Here is a 16,372-nt window from a genome sequence, read left to right as displayed (position 1 = left end):
TTTTTCTTTATTCGTTAATTTTCATATCTTTGGATCACGCGCATCCTCGATGTGGTGGGGTTTTAAGAAGGATCTCTTGATCCGGCTTAGATTTTTATTTAAATTTGCCCTCTCGCTGTATATCCTTCCTGGTTTTTTTTGCTAGCTTTGGAGCGATTGAGTGGGTATGATTAATGTTAAGTCATGATTGGAATCATAGGAAAAAAAATTGGGATGACCAGTCTTTATGACAGTAAAGGTCAAAAGAGGGCATGCACCGTTATTCGAGGGGGGCCTTGTGTAGTTACCCAGCTTAGAACAAAGGCCATAGATGGTTATCAGGCTATTCAGTTGGCTTATGGCGATAAAAAAGAGAAAAATACGATCAAGCCCCTTATCGGTCATTTTGCTAAGGCTCGTACTACCCCCAAGCAAAAACAGGTTGAGTTTAGGTGTGATGAGGAGCTGTTGCAGCAAGTTGCATTGGGTCAAGTCATTCGTATAGCAGATGTTTTTGCCGAGGGTGAGTTTATAGATGTTGTCGGTACATCCAAAGGCAAGGGCTTTCAGGGTGTGGTCAAGCGGCATGGTTTTAGTGGGGTAGGCGGACGTTCTCATGGTCAACACAATCGAGAAAGAGCACCCGGCTCTGTTGGTGCTGCTTCTTTTCCATCCCGCGTATTCAAGGGAATGCGTATGGCTGGAAGAACAGGTGGCAGTAGGGTTAAGGTAGCCAATCTGCAGGTGGTTAAAGTGTTGCCAGAGAAAGATCTGATTGTGCTCCATGGCGCAGTCCCTGGTGCCAATAATGGTTATCTAATTTTGGAGAAATAAAATGAACCTATCAGTATTAAAATATACAGGGGAAGCGGCAGGTCGTTCTATTCTATTGCCAGAGGAAGTGTTTGGCATCGAGCCAAATGATCATGCTATGTACCTGGATGTAAAAGCTATTCTAGCAGGCCAGCGTCAAGGAACCCATCAGTCCAAAGAGCGCAATGCAGTAAGCGGTTCTAGAAGAAAAATTAAAAGACAAAAGGGTACCGGTACCGCTAGAGCCGGTGACACCAAGTCACCTTTATTCAGAGGAGGTGGGCGTGTTTTTGGGCCAAAGCCAAGGGATTATAGCTTTAAGTTAAATCGAAAGGTAAAGAAGTTGGCTAGAAAGTCTGCATTTACCTATAAAGCTAGGGAAAATCGTATCTCGATTTTAGAGTCTTTTTCTTTTGATGCACCAAAGACAAAAAATTACTTAGGCATGTTGCAGAACTTGTCTTTTCTGGATAGCAAAACATTGTTGATCCTGCCTAATGTAGATAAAAATATTGTCCTATCCAGTAGGAATATTAAGCAAACAAAAGTAATTTGTGTCGATCACGTCAATACCTATGACCTGTTGCATGCAAAAAGATTGTTGATTGTGGAGAGTGCTATAGCACCTATCGTAGAAAAATTGAGACAGTAGCAGATGAGTATCTTAAAAAAACCGCTGGTAACCGAAAAAGTATCCGCACTGAATAAGTATGGTGTATATGGTCTAATTGTGGATAACCGTGCTGGTAAGCAGCAGATACGAAAAGAAATTGAACGCTTTTATGGCGTTACAGTGGATAAAATTAATACCATGCGTTATGCTGGTAAATCCGTTACGCGGCATACCAAATCCCACGTGATGAAAGGGAAAAAGCCTTCTTATAAGAAAGTTCTTGTAACCCTTAAGGCAGGAGATATTATAGATTTTTACAGTAATTTCTAGCCTTTTATATTGAATTTATAGCTGTTAGTTGATCTAGTTATGCCATTAAAGAAACTTAATCCAACCACTCCCGGTCAGCGTTTTAGGATAGCGCCAGATTTTTCTACCGTTATCACTGCGCGCAAACCGGAAAAGTCACTCTTAGTGAAGACCAAGCGTACAAGTGGTCGGAATAATCGAGGTAGAATAACTGTTCCGCATAGAGGAGGTGGACATAAGCGGCGTGCCCGTCTTATTGATTTCAAAAGAAAGAAATTGGGTATTCCTGCATTTGTCCGTTCTATTGAGTATGATCCCATGCGTACGGCATACATTGCGCTATTGCATTATGTAGATGGTGAAAAGAGTTATATTATAGCTCCGGAAGGCATTAAAGTTGGGTCCAAAGTTGTAGCGGGTTCAGATGCACCAATAGACTTAGGTAATGCTATGGAGATGAAAGATATTCCACTCGGAACCATTATCCATAATATTGAGCTGGCCCCTGGGCGTGGCGCTGCATTGGCCAGAAGTGCTGGGTCTTATGCGCAGCTGCTTTCTAAAAGTGGCAAGTATGTGACCATTAAGTTGCCCTCTGGTGAAAGGCGTTTGGTATTAAGCCACTGTATGGCTACTATTGGATCTGTTTCCAATAGTGATCATGATAATGTTACCATTGCTAAAGCAGGCAGAAGCCGTTGGCTAGGCAAGCGACCACGTGTCCGAGCCGTTGTAATGAACCCTGTCGATCACCCAATGGGTGGAGGAGAAGGAAAAGCTTCTGGAGGACATCCTAGGTCTGCTAAAGGGTTGTATACAAAAGGTAAAAAGACCCGAAATCGCAATAAATATTCTGCTAGACTGATCATTAGTAAAAAGAAAAAATAATGGGTAGATCTATAAAAAAGGGACCCTATGTGGCACATCATCTACAACAAAAAATAGATATGCTGAATCAAAGTGGTAAAAAAACGGTAGTCAAAACCTGGTCTAGGCGGTCAACCATTACACCAGATTTTGTAGCCATACCCTTGCGGTACACAATGGTCATAAATTTATTCCCGTTTTTATTACAGAGTCCATGGTAAGCCATAAGGTCGGTGAGTTTGCCTTAACAAAAAATTTTAAAGGCCATACGTCTAAAAAAAGATAATTTGAACTATGGAGGCAACCGCAAAGTTAAGAAAACTGCCTATATCTGCGCGTAAGATTGGACGCTTAGCAGCCCTTATTAGAGGTAAAAACGTAGTTAGGTCATTGGCTATTTTAGAGAGTAAGCCACAGCAAGCTGCTGTTCAGCTTAAAAAACTCCTACTTTCTGCTATTTCAAATTGGCAAAATCATTATGGAATTGATTTGGAAGAGGCGTTGATTTTTATAAAAAGCATAACGGTAGATAGAGCAGGTATGTTCAAAAGAATTATGCCTGCACCAAGAGGTGTGGCGCACAGAATTAGAAAAAGATCTAGTCATGTTGTTATTGTGGTAGATAGCATAGAACATTTTGCTACGCTACCCCATGAGGTCGCCTCAGATACAACAACGTAACCACACTATAGACGAAAAAATACTACAATGGGTCAAAAAGTTAATCCCGTCGGCTTTAGAGTTGGGTTCATCCGAAAGCCAGATTCCAGTTGGTTTGCATCAAAAGCCTCCTATGCGGAAAAATTAATGGAGGATGAAAAAATACGTGCCTATCTAGATGCCCGAATGGCTAAAGCTAGTGTTGCTAGAGTACTTATAGAGCGTGCGGGAAAAAAAATTACCGTTACCATTCGGACCGCTCGTCCAGGCATTGTGATTGGCAAGTCGGGTACAGAGGTTGATAAAGTAAAAGAAGAGCTAAAAAAGCTTACTAAAAAAGAAGTTGAGCTCAATATTGTTGAGATAAAAAAACCAGATTTAGAAGCTAGGTTGGTTGCCTTGCAAATTGCACAACAGATTAGAGGGCGTATGCCTTATAAGCGCGTGGTAAAGCAAGCGGTAGCTGCAGTCATCCGTTCCGGTGCACAAGGCGTTAAGGTGAAGATTTCCGGAAGATTAGATGGCGCTGAAATGGCCAGGTCAGATGAATTTAAAGAAGGCTCTGTTCCACTCCATACGCTTCGTAATGATATAGATTATACTGCTGTTGAAGCCCATACCATTTATGGTAGAATAGGTGTTAAAGTTTGGATTTCCAGGGGTGATGTAGTATTCCACCATGCCCAACGTTCAGCAGCCAAATCAAGTAGAATAGGAGAGAAAGCTATGGCCTCCTCTAGGGAGCGGAAATAGCTAGATGCCCATTATATTGAATAAACTAAAATGTTACAACCAAAACGAGTACGTTACAGAAAAACGCAGAAGGGTAGAATAAAGGGCTTATCTATGAAGGGAAATTCATTAGAATTTGGTACCTTTGGGCTGAAGGCATTGGAACCTTCCTATATTACTGCTCGGCAGATTGAGGCGATGCGTATTGCCATTACAAGAGAGATGAAACGGCAAGGGCAAGTTTGGAATAGAATCTTTCCAGATAAGTCTTTAACCAAAAAGCCAGCTGAGGTAAGGATGGGTAAAGGTAAAGGTGCTCCAGATTCTTTTGTAGCGGTTGTTAAACCTGGTAGAATTCTTTTTGAGTTAGATGGGGTTTCTAGGGAAGTAGCAGAGCGTGCCATGCGTCTTGCCATGCATAAGTTACCCATTAAGGCAAATTTTGTTGTCCGGAGGGATTATCATGTAGCCCTATAGATTGCATGGGTCGTATGAAGTGTAGGGTGGTTAAGTTAGGTGGATATTCAATAGACTTCTTTCGAAATGCGCTTGTGCTGAGGAATTTGTAGGAGACACGGAGCGGAAAACCGGAGCGTACTAGATGTACGTGAGGATTTGAGCACCGGATCGATAAGCAAATTACCAGTAGAAGGTAGCGTTTTCAAAGAAGTCTAACAAGGTGTTAAAATGAAATATAGAGAAATTCAGTTACTTTCTTCTGAAGAATGCAACGATAAGTTAAAGCAAGAGTTGGATTATTTAGTAAAGTTAAGATTTGCCCATTCGGTTTCTCCGATTGAGAATCCGATGAAGATTAGGAGGGCAAGAAAATGCATTGCAAGACTAAAAACAGCTCAGAATAGATTGCGGCGGCAACCGTTAGAATTGTAATTACCATGCTGAGAAATAGAAGAAAAGAAAAAGTAGGGAGGGTCACCAGTAATAAGTCCCATAAGACCATAACCGTTGTCATGGATACGAAGGCCATCCATCCTATATATGGTAAGTTTGTCAAAAAAGCCACCAAGTTTATGGCACATGACCAAGAAAATAGTTGCAGTATTGGTGACCTGGTGCGCATTATGGAAACACGTCCTTTAAGTAAAAAAAAGCGATGGAGGCTGGTTGAAATCATAGAAAGAGCTAAATAACCATGATACAACAGGAATCAATACTAAAAGTAGCCGATAATAGTGGCGCAAAAACAGCCCTTTGCATTCGCGTTTTGGGTGGAACGCGCAGGCGCTATGCCCATGTGGGTGATAAAATTGTAGTAACCGTAAAGACAGCTAACCCTTCTAGTACCCTTAAAAAGGGCACCATTTCTAAAGCTGTCGTCGTTCGTACCCGAAAGGAGGTAAGGCGCAAAGATGGGTCTTACATTCGTTTTGAAGACAATGCTATTGTTTTAATTGAAAACAACAATGAGCCTAAAGGAACAGGTGTTTTTGGGCCAGTTGCGCGTGAGGTTCGAGATAAGAAATTTATGAAAATCGCCTCTTTAGCTGATGAAGTACTATAAAGCATGAAGACAACAATAAAAAAGAACCTCAAGATTCACATTCGAAGAGGAGATCGTGTAAAAATTTTAACAGGGAAGCATAAAAATGAAGAAGGTGCTGTTTTAAAAGTATTTCCTAAAACATATCGTGCAGTTGTAGAGGGTATGAACCTAGTAGCTAGACATTTAAAGCCTTCTGCGGAGCATCCTAAAGGAATGATCCAGAGACAGCCATCGCCTATCCATATCAGCAATCTCATGTTAATAGATCCGGCAAGTGGCCAGCCTACTCGTGTGGGCAGAAAGCACAATGAAGCCGGTTCGCTCCAGCGGTATGCTAAAAAAACAGGAAATTTTATAAAAAATGTTTAAGCCTAGATTACAAGAAAAGTATTTTTCGGAAGTTATTCCCTCCCTTAAAGCGCTATTTGGGTATGCATCTCCTATGCAAGTCCCTAGATTACATAAGATATGTATCAATCAAGGATTAGGTGATGGCGTATCCAATAAAAAGCTTATCCAGCTTGGGTTAGAAGAGTTAACCGCTATTACTGGCCAGTGTGCAGTAGCTACCCGTGCAAAAAAATCAGTTTCTAACTTTAAGCTGAGGCTTGGTATGCCTATTGGTGTAAAGGTTACTTTACGTGGGCGCCTTATGTATGAATTTCTCGATCGACTGATATCTATTGCATTGCCCAGGATTAGAAATTTTTGGGGCTTACGCACCACTGGGTTCGATGGGAAAGGTAACTACAATATTGGCATTCAGGAACAAATCATATTCCCAGAAATTAGCATTGATAAAGTGATTAAGATCAATGGTATGAATATAACTTTTGTTACAACTGCTGGAACAATGAAGTTGCATTTCAGCTCTTGAAAGCTTTAGGCATGCCCTTTAATGTCGAGCAAGATTAATTTAAAAAGTTATGGCAAAAGAATCCGTCAAAGCAAGAGATAGGAAAAGAAGGAACTTGGTAGCAAAATATGCTGCCAAAAGAGCTGCGTTAAAAGAACAGGGAAACTATATGGCACTCGATAAGCTTCCTAAAAATGCTTCTCCTGTTAGGTTGCGCAACAGGTGTAATATAACCGGCAGGGCCCGTGGCTATATTAGAAAATTTGGCGTCTCCCGATTGGTCTTTAGAAAATGGGCTTTAGAGGGGAAGCTACCAGGTATACAAAAAGCAAGTTGGTAGGCATCTTACTATGACACCAAAATTGCCATTTAGCAATCGAGTTTTGAAAGATATTATATATCTTTTTATGATTTCGTTAATATATATATAATTACTATGACTACAGATCCAATAGCTGATTATCTTACTAGGATCAGGAATGCTATTCATGCCAAACATAGCATTGTAGAAATTCCCGCTTCAAAAACAAAGACGAAGCTTACAGAAGTATTACAAGAAAAAGGATACATTTGCGGCTATAAGGTGGTGCCAAATGGCGTCCAGCCCATTATTAAAATTGCCCTCAAGTATGATACTTTTACAAAGCAATCAGCTATTGTAAAGTTAACGCGTGTAAGCAAACCAGGCTTGCGTAAATATGCCACGGTTGCTGCTATGCCCAGTGTTATTAATGGATTGGGTATTGCCATATTGTCTACCTCCAAGGGCATTATGACCGATAAAGAAGCGCGAAAAGCCCATGTTGGTGGTGAAGTACTTTGTTATGTTTACTAAAATTAGGAAAAATGTCAAGGATAGGGAAGCAGCCCATTAATGTGCCACCAGGCGTTGTAGTATCCGTGGTAGATGGAGGAATCATACAAGTTAAAGGGCTAAGGGTGTCTTGCAACAGCAAGTTGATCCAACCATTATGGTTGAAGTTTCCGAGGGATTGGTTAAGGTTGTACCGTTAGATGCTAAAAAGTCTAAGGCCCTTTATGGCCTATATAGGGCTTTGATTCAAAATATGGTGGTAGGCGTTAGTGTTGGGTTTAAGTGCACCTTAGAGTTAGTGGGGTTGGTTACAAAGCCAATGTTCAAGGCAACTTGTTAGAGCTAAGTTTAGGTTATTCTCATGATATTGTTTTGGTTTTGCCAGAAGAAATAACTGTTACGGCTGAACTGCCTAAAGGAAAAAGTCCACTGGTGCACTTGGAATGCATCGACAAGCAACTCCTTGGTCAGATGGCTGCTAAAATTCGTTCCTTGAGAAAAGTAGAGCCTTACAAAGGCAAAGGTGTTAGATTCTTGGGTGAGCAGGTGCGACGTAAGGTGGGTAAGTCTACTAAGAAATAGATTGCAAATCTATTGCTAAATGGCAATTTTGGTGTCATTGCGCATTACAAATAGGTTTCAAAAAAGGTCTAATGTATATTTGAACTATTTAGTATCCAGTAGAAAAGATGAAAGTAAAGGATAAAAAAGTAGAAAGAAGGCTTAAAGTTAGAAAAAGGATTAGAAGGCGTTTGCATGGGACACTAGAGCAGCCCCGTCTCTCTCTTTTTAAGAGCAATACTTCTATGTATGTACAGCTTATTAATGATGATAAAGGAGAAACGCTACTCTCTACTTCTCTGTATAAGTTAAAGATTGGTAAAAATAATGTTGCTGGAGCATTGGCGTTAGGAGAAGCTATTGCTGAGCAAGCGCTAGCTAAAGGTATTACAGCCATTGTATTTGATCGTTCTGGCTATATTTACCATGGTAAGGTCAAAGCGTTGGCTGAAGGTGCTCGGGTAAAAGGTCTTAAATTTTAGTTAAAATGATATTACGTGGTAGAAAACTCAAAGCCAGTGACTATAATCTTGAAGAGAGGGTAGTAGCCATTAAGCGTGTTACCAAGGTAGTCGAGGGTGGGCGTAGGTTTAGTTCCGCTGCGGTGGTAGTAGTGGGCAATGGAGATGGTGTGGTAGGCTATGGACTTGGCAAGGCAAAAGAGTTAACAGATGCGATTGCAAAAGGAGTAGAAGAAGCCAAGCGAAACCTCATCAAAGTGCCTATTTTACGTGACACCATTCCGCATGGTGCAGTTGGTAAGTATGGTGGTGGGCATGTGCTGATTAAGCCAGCAGCCTCTGGTACCGGTGTCATTGCCGGTGGCGGTGTGCGCATTGTTTTAGAAAGTGTAGGCGTGAAAAATGTTTTGTCTAAGTCTCAAGGTTCTTCTAACCCGCATAATGTAGTCAAGGCAACCTTTAAAGCCCTATTGCAATTGCGTGATCCCTTGACCATTGCCAAACAGCGTGGCATCTCCTTAGATAAAGTCTTTAATGGATAAGGTTCTTATGGAAAAAATTAAAATTACTCAGGTACGCAGTTTAATCAGGCGTCCTAAATCCCAAAAAGCTACCATTAAAGCACTTGGGTTGGGTCGCATCAACAAGCCTGTTGTCGTTGCAGCTACGCCTCAAATATTGGGTATGGTAGCAAAAGTTAACCATTTAGTGGTTACAGAAAAGATATAATTGCTTATGGAATTACATACACTTAAACCAGCAGTAGGCGCTTTAAAGCATAAAAAGCGTGTAGGTAGAGGTCAAGGTTCTGGTAAAGGAGGCACTGCTACCCGTGGTCATAATGGTGCCCAGTCTAGATCTGGTTATAAAAGAAAAATTGGCTTTGAAGGCGGGCAGCAGCCATTGCAGAGGCGTATTCCCATGTATGGATTTAAATGTCCTAGTCGCATTGAGTTTACACCTTTAAATCTTTCTACCTTACAAGTATTGGCCGAGAAGTATCAAGTCCCTTGTATAGATCATCTCTTTTTGAGAAAGCATAGCATCATTGGCAAGCATGAAAAGTACAAAATATTAGGAGGTGGCGCATTAACCTTTAAGCTTTCTGTTGCTGCCCATCGTTGTTCAGCTGCTGCTTTACAAGCTATTCAAGATCTTGGCGGAGCAGTTACTATATTGCCTATTTATGAATAAATTATTTAAGGTTATTAAGGATATATTTTTGATCAAGGAGCTTAGTATCCGTATAAGGAATACTTTGTTCTTTTTGGCAATTTTCCGAATAGGTAGCATTATTGTTTTGCCCGGTATAGATGTAACACAAATTTCTGGCAGTGCAAAACGCGTCTTTGGCTTACTTGATAGTTTTCTAGGCGGTTCGCTGAGCCAAGTTTCTGTTTTTTCAGTTGGTGTTACCCCCTATATTTCCGCCTCTATCATTATGCAGCTTTTGTCCATTGCTTGGCCAAAAATTCAAAAGATACAACGTGAAGGAGAGATGGGCAAACGTAAAATCGCCCAAATTTCCCGCATCCTTACTATTTTTATTGCTATATTTCAGTCTTTTCAATATTTGTTCATTGCTACAGGCAGCGGCAATGTGTCTATCAGTCGCACCTTTTTTATTTTTATTTCTATTATTATTTTAACCGCAGGCGCCCTATTTTGCATGTGGCTAGGAGAAAAAATTACAGACAAAGGCATTGGCAATGGCGTAACCATGTTAATGATGGTTGGTATCGTATCTTCTTTTCCCTCTGCTTTATACCAAGAAGCAGTCTACCGTGGCAGTAGGTCTATGTTTTTATTTGTACTTGAACTATTCGTCTTGTTTTTAATTGTCCTGACCCTAGTTGCCTTTACACAAGCCACACGTAAGGTTCCCATTCAATATGCAAAGCAATTGAGTACCAGTACTATATATGGAGGCCAGCGTCAATATATACCTTTTAAGCTCAATAGTGCAGGTGTAATGCCCATTATATTTGCCAATCTTTTGATTGTTGCTGTTTCATTTTTATTGGGTTTATGGAAAGATAAGTTTGTTTGTTTGGCCCATATCAGTGGCATGTTGCAAGATATCACTAGTTGGCTATTTAACCTTTTGTTTGCCTTTTTCATTATTGTTTTTACATTTTTTTATACTGCTATTACAGTCAACCCTGTTCAAATAGCAGAAGATATGAAGCGTGCCGGTAGCTTTATTCCTGGTGTAACCTCTGGCAATGCAACCGCTCGTTTTTTAGATGGTGTCTTGGATCGGATTACTCTTCCAGGTGCTGTTTTTTTGGCCATAATTGCTATTTTGCCTGCTTTCGCCTGTATGGCTGGTTTAAGTTTACCTTTTTCTAGATTCTACGGAGGCACTTCTTTGTTAATTATGGTCAGTTCCATGTTGGAAACGATTCAACAAATTGAAAGTTACCTGTTAATGCGTCGGTATGAAGTAATTATTAACAAAGGAGTTAGGGCGTAGTAATTATAGTATGTTGAATACTTAGCCTTCTAATTGAAATGCGCTTATAGTGCAGAATTTGTAGGAGAAACGGTCTGAAAATTACCAGCAGAAGTTAGCGTTTCGAAAGGAGGTTATTAATGTTCGCAATAATTTAGTATATTACCCCCGAACGGCTAAAAACAGATTGTTACAAGGGGCGTTGTCCTTGGCTTTTGAGTAGTGTAGCCACGGTGCTAGGCAAAATAGAAAAGCGTAGATAAGCAAAGATAAAGCAAGATTAGAAAAAATAGTATGGCTAAGATACCTCCTATTGAACAAGGTGGAATAGTACAAGAAGCATTGCCAAATGCAGTGTTCAAGGTTGCGCTTAAAAATGGTCATATCGTTAGGGCGCATATTTCTGGGAAGATGCGTAAAAACTATATTAGGATTCTTCCTGGCGATTCCGTTAGAATGGAATTAACCCCGTATGATTTAACGCAAGCCAGGATTGTGCACAGATACAAAACAACCGAATAGGTAGACGAATTATGAAAGTTAAAACATCTGTTAGAAAAAGAAGTGTGGATTGCAAGATTGTACGCCGTAAAGGTGTATTGTATGTAATCAATAAGAAGCAGCCTAAATTTAAACAAAGACAAGGGTAGAATATGGCTAGGGTATTAGGTGTAGACATTCCAGATAACAAGCGAGGAGAGATTGCGCTTACATATATATATGGAATTGGCAGAAGTTCTGCAAATAAAATTCTTGAATCGGTTCAGATGGACAAAGACCGTCGGGTATCTACTTGGACAGATGATGAATTAAAATCCATCAGAACGGCCATTCGTGGTGTATATAAAATAGAAGGAGACTTAAAATCAGAGATTCGTTTGAATATTAAGCGGTTGGTTGAGATTAAGTGTTATAGAGGCCATAGACATCAAATGGGGTTACCTGTTCGTGGTCAGCGGACCAAAACCAATGCCAGAACGCGTAAAGGAAAGCCTAAAACCATTGCCAATAAGAAGAAGGCTATTAAATAAGGTTTCCTTTCAGTGCATGCTTTTCCTTTCTTATTAAAGGAAGTTTATAGAAAATTACTATGAAAAATACGGGAAAAAGTAAAGTTAAAAAAAGGGTTGTAAAGGTTGGTAAAGAGGGGCAGGTCCATATTCAAGCTACTTTTAATAATCTTATTATTTCGATTACAAATGAGGTTGGTCAGGTGATTGCTTGGTCTTCTTCCGGTAAGATGGGTTTTAAGGGATCTAAAAAAAACACTCCATATGCTGCTCAGATGGCATCGGCCGACTGTGCAAAAGCTGCCCATGAGTTGGGTTTACGACGGGTAAATGTATTTGTAAAGGGGCTAGGGATTGGTCGTGAATCAGCCATTCGCACCCTTCAAGAGCATTCTATAGAAGTAATGTCGATTAAAGATGTTACGCCTCTCCCGCATAATGGTTGTAGGCCACCTAAGCGTAGGCGCCCATAAAATAAGCCGCTGTCGAAAGCGGTTTGTGATCAGCAATTTTTAGGAGAAGCGCAGTCGAGCACCGCAGCATACTTAGCTGTATTTGAGGAGCAAAGACCAGCTTTGATACCAAAATTGCCATTTAGCAATCGAGTTTCGAAAGAGGCTTAAGGTTACTTATTTTTAAGTTAGAGAAGAAAATAATCTATGGCAAGATATCGTGGTCCAAAAGCAAAAGTTGCAAGAAGATATAATAGTTCCATATTTGGTTCGTCTGTTAATAAGGTGTTGCAGAAAAAAAATTACCCACCGGGGCAGCATGGTAAAAGGCGTAAAAGGCGTTCCCAGTTTGGGCTTCAATTGGTAGAGCAGCAAAAAGCAAAATATACCTATGGTTTACTGCAGCGTCAGTTTAAGAACCTTTGTGAAAAAGCTGCTAAAGCGAAAGGCATTACCGGTGAAGTAATCCTTCAGCGGCTAGAGGCACGTTTAGACAATACCGTTTATAGGCTAGGCATTGCTACTACACGCGGCGAAGCAAGGCAAATGGTATCCCATGGGCACATTACAGTGAATGGAGGAATAGTGGATATTCCTTCTTATACTTTAAGGCCTGGGGAAATAATCGGCATCGCAAAGAAAGCACAAAAAATGGCTTTGATTGTTCATAACGTAGCAACTAATCCATCTAATAAATATAGTTGGTTGGAGTGGGATCCATCATTGATGGTAGGAAAATTTCTTGCTTTTCCACAGCGTTCTGAAATACCAGAAGAAATTAATGAACGAAGCATTGTTGAGCTCCATTCTAAATAGTGCTTCTATATAGGCTTTTTTCAAGACCTAGTTGCCACTGGCCATTCAGTTTTGAAAGCGGTCTATTAGACTTTTTAAATAAAATATAAATTCTATATGTCGTCATTAGCATTTCAAATGCCCGAAAAGATATTTGTGGAGAAGGTTGATCCCGTACGTGGCATTTTTAGTTTTCGTCCACTTGAAAAGGGGTATGGCACTACGATTGGTAATACCCTTAGGCGGGTATTGTTATCTTCCCTGGAGGGGTATGCTATTGTTTCCATTAAGATTCCTGGCATCCGTCATGAGTTTTCTACCATTGAAGGGGTACAAGAAGATCTGGTAGAGATTATTTTAAATCTTAAACAAGTTCGTTTAAAGAAGATTGCAGAAGGCGGTGATGCTGTTGTTTCGGTTCGGGTTAATAAATCTGAGTTTCGTGCAGGTGACATTGCTAAAGCCACTCCTTTTTTTGAGGTTTTAAATCCAGATTTGTTAATTTGTAGGCTTGATGCATCGGCCAGTTTTGATATAGAGCTCCATATAGTCAAGCATAGGGGGTATCTTTCAGCTGAGGATAATAAACCTAAAGATCCAGTTTTAGGTCTTATCTCTATTGATGCCATTTTTTCTCCTATTGTAAGCGTTCAATACCGTGTAGAGAACATGCGTGTGGAGCAGCGTACAGATTATGAGCAATTGACCTTTGAAGTAAAAACGGATGGTTCTATAAGTCCAGAGGAAAGCATTAGGCAAGCGGCTAAGTTAATGATTCAGCATCTGAATTTGTTATCTGGTCAGGAGATTGTTCCACAATCACCAGATGATGAAATCGTTCAGATCTTAGATGAAGAAACGGTAGCCATGCAAAGAAATCTTAAAACCCATATTACTGAGTTGAAGTGTTCTTCTCGCGTGTTAAATTGTCTGAAATCCGCAGGCATCGAGACCTTAGAAGACTTGGTAACGGTCAAGGATTTTGACAACATGAAGTTTAGAAACTTTGGCCGGAAGTCACGTGATGAGATCGATCAACTTTTAGCAGAAAAGAATTTAAAAATTGGTATGGATCTCTCTGGCTATAAGTTAGATGGGTAGGTTTTATTTAAAGTTAAGTTATAGAGTAGGCTTCCTGCTAAACGCTAACTTTTGCTGGTAATTTGCACGATGATCCAGGAGATCCGATCCAGTGTTTAAATCCTCACGTACACCTAGTACGCTGCGGTTTTGCGCTCCGTATCTCCTACAAATTCCAGAGCATAAGCGCGTTTTGTAGTAAAGTCTAGTAAATTTAAGGTCGTATTAGGACAAACCAATGAGGCATAGAAACAAAGTTAATCGGATCGGCAGGCCGGCAGGTCATAGGAGGGCATTGCTTATGAATTTATCTAAGTCGCTCATTATGCATAAGCGTATTGTTACCACCCTGGCTAAGGGAAAGGTGTTGCGTTCATTTATTGAGCCTATTCTTACCAGAGCAAAGCAGGATACTACCCATTCTAGAAGAATGGTTTTTTCGCATTTTCAAGACAAAGAGCCTGTAAAAGAACTCTTTAATCATATTGCTGAAAAGATTGAGCAGCGTCCAGGTGGCTATACGCGCATCATTAAGTTGGCCAATCGTGCTGGCGATAATGCAGCTATGTGTATGATTGAATTGGTTGATTACAATGACATGTATACAAAAGAAGCTAAAGCCGTTAAAACAACACGACGAAGGAGGAGAAAAAGTGCCACTACTCCTGTAGAAGAAGCAGCTGAAACAGCTGTTGAAACCGTTGCTGATAAAGCATAGCGCTTTTACTTTATCTTATCTTATTTGCCTCTTGATCCAAAGGCAAGGGGCAAATCAAGCGTTTTCCCTTCCTACCGTGGCACTACCGAGCCAGGTAAGTGCTGCTTATTAAAAGACTTTTTTCAATTCTACTTGCCTCGAGGAAGTAAGATGGAAAATCTAAAAATATGCTATAAATTACGGAGAGTGATATACAAAATCAATAGACCTTCTTCAAAACCTATTTGTGATCAGCAGTTTTTAGGAGAAGCGCAGTCGAGCACCGCAGAATACTAAATGTATTTGAGGAGCGTAGACAAGCTTCGACACCAAAATTGCCATTAGAAATAGGTTTTGCAGAAGGTCTTATGTATTTGAGTTAAAAGTAGACAAACCAGCTTTAGAAGCGCTGGAGCAAATACATAGCAAAGATTATAGCATTCAGTATGATTTATGCCATAAGAAAGTGCTTATAGGTTTAAAATATGATCCTATAAGACTCAATATTACAGAGGAAGCTATTGAAGTACATCAACGCAATAAGGAACATATCTTTCAAGTGATGCCACGTAAGCATTTTACCGTTGATGCGGTTGGTTATTTTCAAGAAGTAGGATAGCAACGCACAGCAGTAAAGATTTGTATCCATTCAGCTCCCACCCACAGATGTCGGTTATACCTAAAAAAGAAACTGCATTTGACTGCAGTTTCTTAGGAGTAATATTAATGGAATGTCCGGTTTTCCAGCTGGAAAATTAACAGCTCAGCCCGCTATACGGATAAATCATTTAATTATAATAACAGTTATAGATGCATCATCTTTGTTACCTTTTTTAGAACCCTTTGTGACAGGTCCTGGACCTCTATGAACTTCGGCTATTTTTTCTCGCATGTAGTTTGCTATTTCTTGTGCATTAAAATCCTCAAGATTCTTAAGATTCTGTAAAATATTATCTTCTTCTTGTGCATTAAGATTCTGTAGAATATCATCAACAAGATCTTGTTTGTTAGGGTACTGATCCCATACACCATCTGTACATGAAATCACAACGTCTCCTGGTTCTAATTGAAATTCTCCGGAAGTAGAGTCTACTGATCTATCATGAAGGCATGACCGATGCCCTGGATCGAAACACAAAGATAAGCAGTAGGGTGCGTTAGGCATTTTTGGGTTTATTATGGATTCATGCTTAATCTCGTTGTTGCGAACTATGATGAATGCGGAATCTCCTATATTCCTGTATTTTAGTTTACGAGATGGGTCAATAGCTATTATACAAAAACAGTGGAAGATCCCTTCAGACTATTTTTAGGGAATATTTTCGGTATTTTTTTGTACACATCATTAAGCATTTCTGTTGGATTTTTAAAAGGGGATGATGCGATATGGCCGACTAATTTCTTAGCAAATTCTCGTGAACCTATACCAGCTCCAGCCACACCATCTGCGGTAATAGCTACAACTGTATTTCCTTTAGTTGTAACACAACAAGCATCTTGCCCATATATAAATATAATGACCCTTCTTTAGTAATCTCATAGTCTTTACGGAATTGCTTGAAATCAATATAGTAGTGTTCATATTTTGCTATGCACGAAATACCATTGCAAGCTATACTTTTAACGCTTATACCTTTCAAGTTTATATCCCTGATAGAGGCCGTATTGACATCACCTAGCGGAGATTGAGGCGGAGACTCACAACTTGAAATAG

General features: G+C 40.0%; 27 protein-coding genes and 3 pseudogenes. 29 read left to right on the top strand and 1 reads right to left on the bottom strand.

What is annotated here, in order from left to right; translation table 11 throughout:
* Nucleotides 1-183: 183 nt before the first annotated feature.
* The 29 genes and pseudogenes from rplC to FPG78_RS08340 all read left to right on the top strand — a co-directional run bounded on the left by rplC (nt 184) and on the right by FPG78_RS08340 (nt 15,277).
* Entirely contained in the window at nt 184-813 is a 630-nt protein-coding gene (gene rplC / locus FPG78_RS04405; RefSeq protein ID WP_144086787.1) for a 50S ribosomal protein L3, read from the top strand.
* Between the two features lies 1 nt (nt 814).
* Entirely contained in the window at nt 815-1,444 is a 630-nt protein-coding gene (rplD, locus tag FPG78_RS04400) for a 50S ribosomal protein L4 (RefSeq protein ID WP_144086786.1), read from the top strand.
* A 3-nt stretch (nt 1,445-1,447) separates the two neighbouring features.
* On the top strand, nt 1,448-1,735 hold the full coding sequence (gene rplW / locus FPG78_RS04395; RefSeq protein WP_144086785.1) for a 50S ribosomal protein L23: 288 nt from the start codon (nt 1,448-1,450) through the stop codon (nt 1,733-1,735).
* A gap of 39 nt (nt 1,736-1,774) precedes the next feature.
* On the top strand, nt 1,775-2,602 hold the full coding sequence (gene rplB / locus FPG78_RS04390) for a 50S ribosomal protein L2 (protein WP_144086784.1): 828 nt from the start codon (nt 1,775-1,777) through the stop codon (nt 2,600-2,602).
* Nucleotides 2,602-2,867: pseudogene (gene rpsS, locus FPG78_RS04385) on the top strand (30S ribosomal protein S19). The gene rplB and the pseudogene rpsS overlap by 1 nt, the downstream one beginning before the upstream one ends.
* Nucleotides 2,868-2,875: 8 nt before the next feature.
* On the top strand, nt 2,876-3,262 hold the full coding sequence (gene rplV / locus FPG78_RS04380) for a 50S ribosomal protein L22 (RefSeq protein ID WP_144086783.1): 387 nt from the start codon (nt 2,876-2,878) through the stop codon (nt 3,260-3,262).
* 27 nt (nt 3,263-3,289) lie between these two features.
* On the top strand, nt 3,290-3,994 hold the full coding sequence (gene rpsC, locus FPG78_RS04375; RefSeq protein WP_144086782.1) for a 30S ribosomal protein S3: 705 nt from the start codon (nt 3,290-3,292) through the stop codon (nt 3,992-3,994).
* A gap of 30 nt (nt 3,995-4,024) precedes the next feature.
* On the top strand, nt 4,025-4,450 hold the full coding sequence (rplP, locus tag FPG78_RS04370; RefSeq protein ID WP_144086781.1) for a 50S ribosomal protein L16: 426 nt from the start codon (nt 4,025-4,027) through the stop codon (nt 4,448-4,450).
* A gap of 210 nt (nt 4,451-4,660) precedes the next feature.
* A complete protein-coding gene (rpmC, locus tag FPG78_RS04365) occupies nt 4,661-4,864 on the top strand; it encodes a 50S ribosomal protein L29 (RefSeq protein ID WP_144086780.1) in 204 nt (67 codons plus the stop codon).
* Between the two features lie 5 nt (nt 4,865-4,869).
* Nucleotides 4,870-5,124, top strand: coding sequence for a 30S ribosomal protein S17 (gene rpsQ / locus FPG78_RS04360; RefSeq protein ID WP_144086779.1), 255 nt, complete (start codon nt 4,870-4,872; stop codon nt 5,122-5,124).
* 2 nt (nt 5,125-5,126) lie between these two features.
* Nucleotides 5,127-5,495 (top strand): 50S ribosomal protein L14, encoded by a 369-nt coding sequence (gene rplN / locus FPG78_RS04355; RefSeq protein WP_114910306.1) that lies wholly within the window; start codon nt 5,127-5,129, stop codon nt 5,493-5,495.
* Between the two features lie 3 nt (nt 5,496-5,498).
* The gene (gene rplX / locus FPG78_RS04350; RefSeq protein ID WP_144086778.1) at nt 5,499-5,846 is read left to right on the top strand and encodes a 50S ribosomal protein L24; all 348 of its coding nucleotides are present in this window, start codon (nt 5,499-5,501) and stop codon (nt 5,844-5,846) included.
* A pseudogene (gene rplE / locus FPG78_RS04345) lies at nt 5,839-6,392 on the top strand (50S ribosomal protein L5). The gene rplX and the pseudogene rplE overlap by 8 nt, the downstream one beginning before the upstream one ends.
* Nucleotides 6,393-6,403: 11 nt before the next feature.
* Nucleotides 6,404-6,673: a 30S ribosomal protein S14 gene (rpsN, locus tag FPG78_RS04340; protein ID WP_144086777.1), complete on the top strand. Its 270-nt coding sequence runs from the start codon at nt 6,404-6,406 to the stop codon at nt 6,671-6,673.
* Nucleotides 6,674-6,769: 96 nt separating this feature from the next.
* Nucleotides 6,770-7,168, top strand: coding sequence for a 30S ribosomal protein S8 (rpsH, locus tag FPG78_RS04335; RefSeq protein WP_144086776.1), 399 nt, complete (start codon nt 6,770-6,772; stop codon nt 7,166-7,168).
* Between the two features lie 11 nt (nt 7,169-7,179).
* Nucleotides 7,180-7,729 (top strand): annotated as a pseudogene (gene rplF, locus FPG78_RS04330) (50S ribosomal protein L6).
* Nucleotides 7,730-7,836: 107 nt separating this feature from the next.
* Nucleotides 7,837-8,190 carry a 50S ribosomal protein L18 gene (rplR, locus tag FPG78_RS04325; RefSeq protein WP_144086775.1) on the top strand — a complete coding sequence of 118 codons (354 nt, stop codon included), beginning with the start codon at nt 7,837-7,839 and terminating at the stop codon, nt 8,188-8,190.
* Nucleotides 8,191-8,195: 5 nt separating this feature from the next.
* A complete protein-coding gene (rpsE, locus tag FPG78_RS04320) occupies nt 8,196-8,711 on the top strand; it encodes a 30S ribosomal protein S5 (RefSeq protein WP_144086774.1) in 516 nt (171 codons plus the stop codon).
* A gap of 7 nt (nt 8,712-8,718) precedes the next feature.
* On the top strand, nt 8,719-8,898 hold the full coding sequence (gene rpmD, locus FPG78_RS04315; RefSeq protein WP_144086773.1) for a 50S ribosomal protein L30: 180 nt from the start codon (nt 8,719-8,721) through the stop codon (nt 8,896-8,898).
* A 6-nt stretch (nt 8,899-8,904) separates the two neighbouring features.
* A complete protein-coding gene (rplO, locus tag FPG78_RS04310; RefSeq protein ID WP_144086772.1) occupies nt 8,905-9,363 on the top strand; it encodes a 50S ribosomal protein L15 in 459 nt (152 codons plus the stop codon).
* Nucleotides 9,356-10,645, top strand: a complete 1,290-nt coding sequence (gene secY / locus FPG78_RS04305) for a preprotein translocase subunit SecY (protein WP_144086771.1) — start codon at nt 9,356-9,358, stop codon at nt 10,643-10,645. The genes rplO and secY overlap by 8 nt, the downstream gene beginning before the upstream one ends.
* A gap of 273 nt (nt 10,646-10,918) precedes the next feature.
* Nucleotides 10,919-11,146: a translation initiation factor IF-1 gene (infA, locus tag FPG78_RS04300; protein ID WP_114910315.1), complete on the top strand. Its 228-nt coding sequence runs from the start codon at nt 10,919-10,921 to the stop codon at nt 11,144-11,146.
* 11 nt (nt 11,147-11,157) lie between these two features.
* Entirely contained in the window at nt 11,158-11,274 is a 117-nt protein-coding gene (rpmJ, locus tag FPG78_RS04295) for a 50S ribosomal protein L36 (RefSeq protein WP_014934282.1), read from the top strand.
* A gap of 3 nt (nt 11,275-11,277) precedes the next feature.
* Nucleotides 11,278-11,655 carry a 30S ribosomal protein S13 gene (rpsM, locus tag FPG78_RS04290; protein WP_144086770.1) on the top strand — a complete coding sequence of 126 codons (378 nt, stop codon included), beginning with the start codon at nt 11,278-11,280 and terminating at the stop codon, nt 11,653-11,655.
* A gap of 59 nt (nt 11,656-11,714) precedes the next feature.
* Entirely contained in the window at nt 11,715-12,107 is a 393-nt protein-coding gene (gene rpsK, locus FPG78_RS04285) for a 30S ribosomal protein S11 (RefSeq protein WP_144086769.1), read from the top strand.
* Between the two features lie 186 nt (nt 12,108-12,293).
* A complete protein-coding gene (rpsD, locus tag FPG78_RS04280; protein ID WP_144086768.1) occupies nt 12,294-12,902 on the top strand; it encodes a 30S ribosomal protein S4 in 609 nt (202 codons plus the stop codon).
* A gap of 96 nt (nt 12,903-12,998) precedes the next feature.
* Entirely contained in the window at nt 12,999-13,982 is a 984-nt protein-coding gene (locus FPG78_RS04275; RefSeq protein ID WP_144086767.1) for a DNA-directed RNA polymerase subunit alpha, read from the top strand.
* A 217-nt stretch (nt 13,983-14,199) separates the two neighbouring features.
* Nucleotides 14,200-14,679: a 50S ribosomal protein L17 gene (gene rplQ, locus FPG78_RS04270; RefSeq protein WP_144086766.1), complete on the top strand. Its 480-nt coding sequence runs from the start codon at nt 14,200-14,202 to the stop codon at nt 14,677-14,679.
* Nucleotides 14,680-14,992: 313 nt separating this feature from the next.
* On the top strand, nt 14,993-15,277 hold the full coding sequence (locus FPG78_RS08340) for a PD-(D/E)XK nuclease domain-containing protein (RefSeq protein WP_144086765.1): 285 nt from the start codon (nt 14,993-14,995) through the stop codon (nt 15,275-15,277).
* Between the two features lie 165 nt (nt 15,278-15,442).
* On the opposite strand, the gene FPG78_RS04260 is transcribed toward FPG78_RS08340, so the two are convergent.
* The gene (locus FPG78_RS04260; protein WP_144086764.1) at nt 15,443-15,952 is read right to left on the bottom strand and encodes a SpoIIE family protein phosphatase; all 510 of its coding nucleotides are present in this window, start codon (nt 15,950-15,952) and stop codon (nt 15,443-15,445) included.
* Between the last annotated feature and the right edge of the window lie 420 nt (nt 15,953-16,372).

The sequence above is a fragment of the Cardinium endosymbiont of Dermatophagoides farinae genome (assembly GCF_007559345.1).
Lineage (GTDB): Bacteria > Bacteroidota > Bacteroidia > Cytophagales > Amoebophilaceae > Cardinium.
Note: the sequence above shows the minus strand (reverse complement) of the source record. Positions and strands in the feature narration are given on the sequence as shown.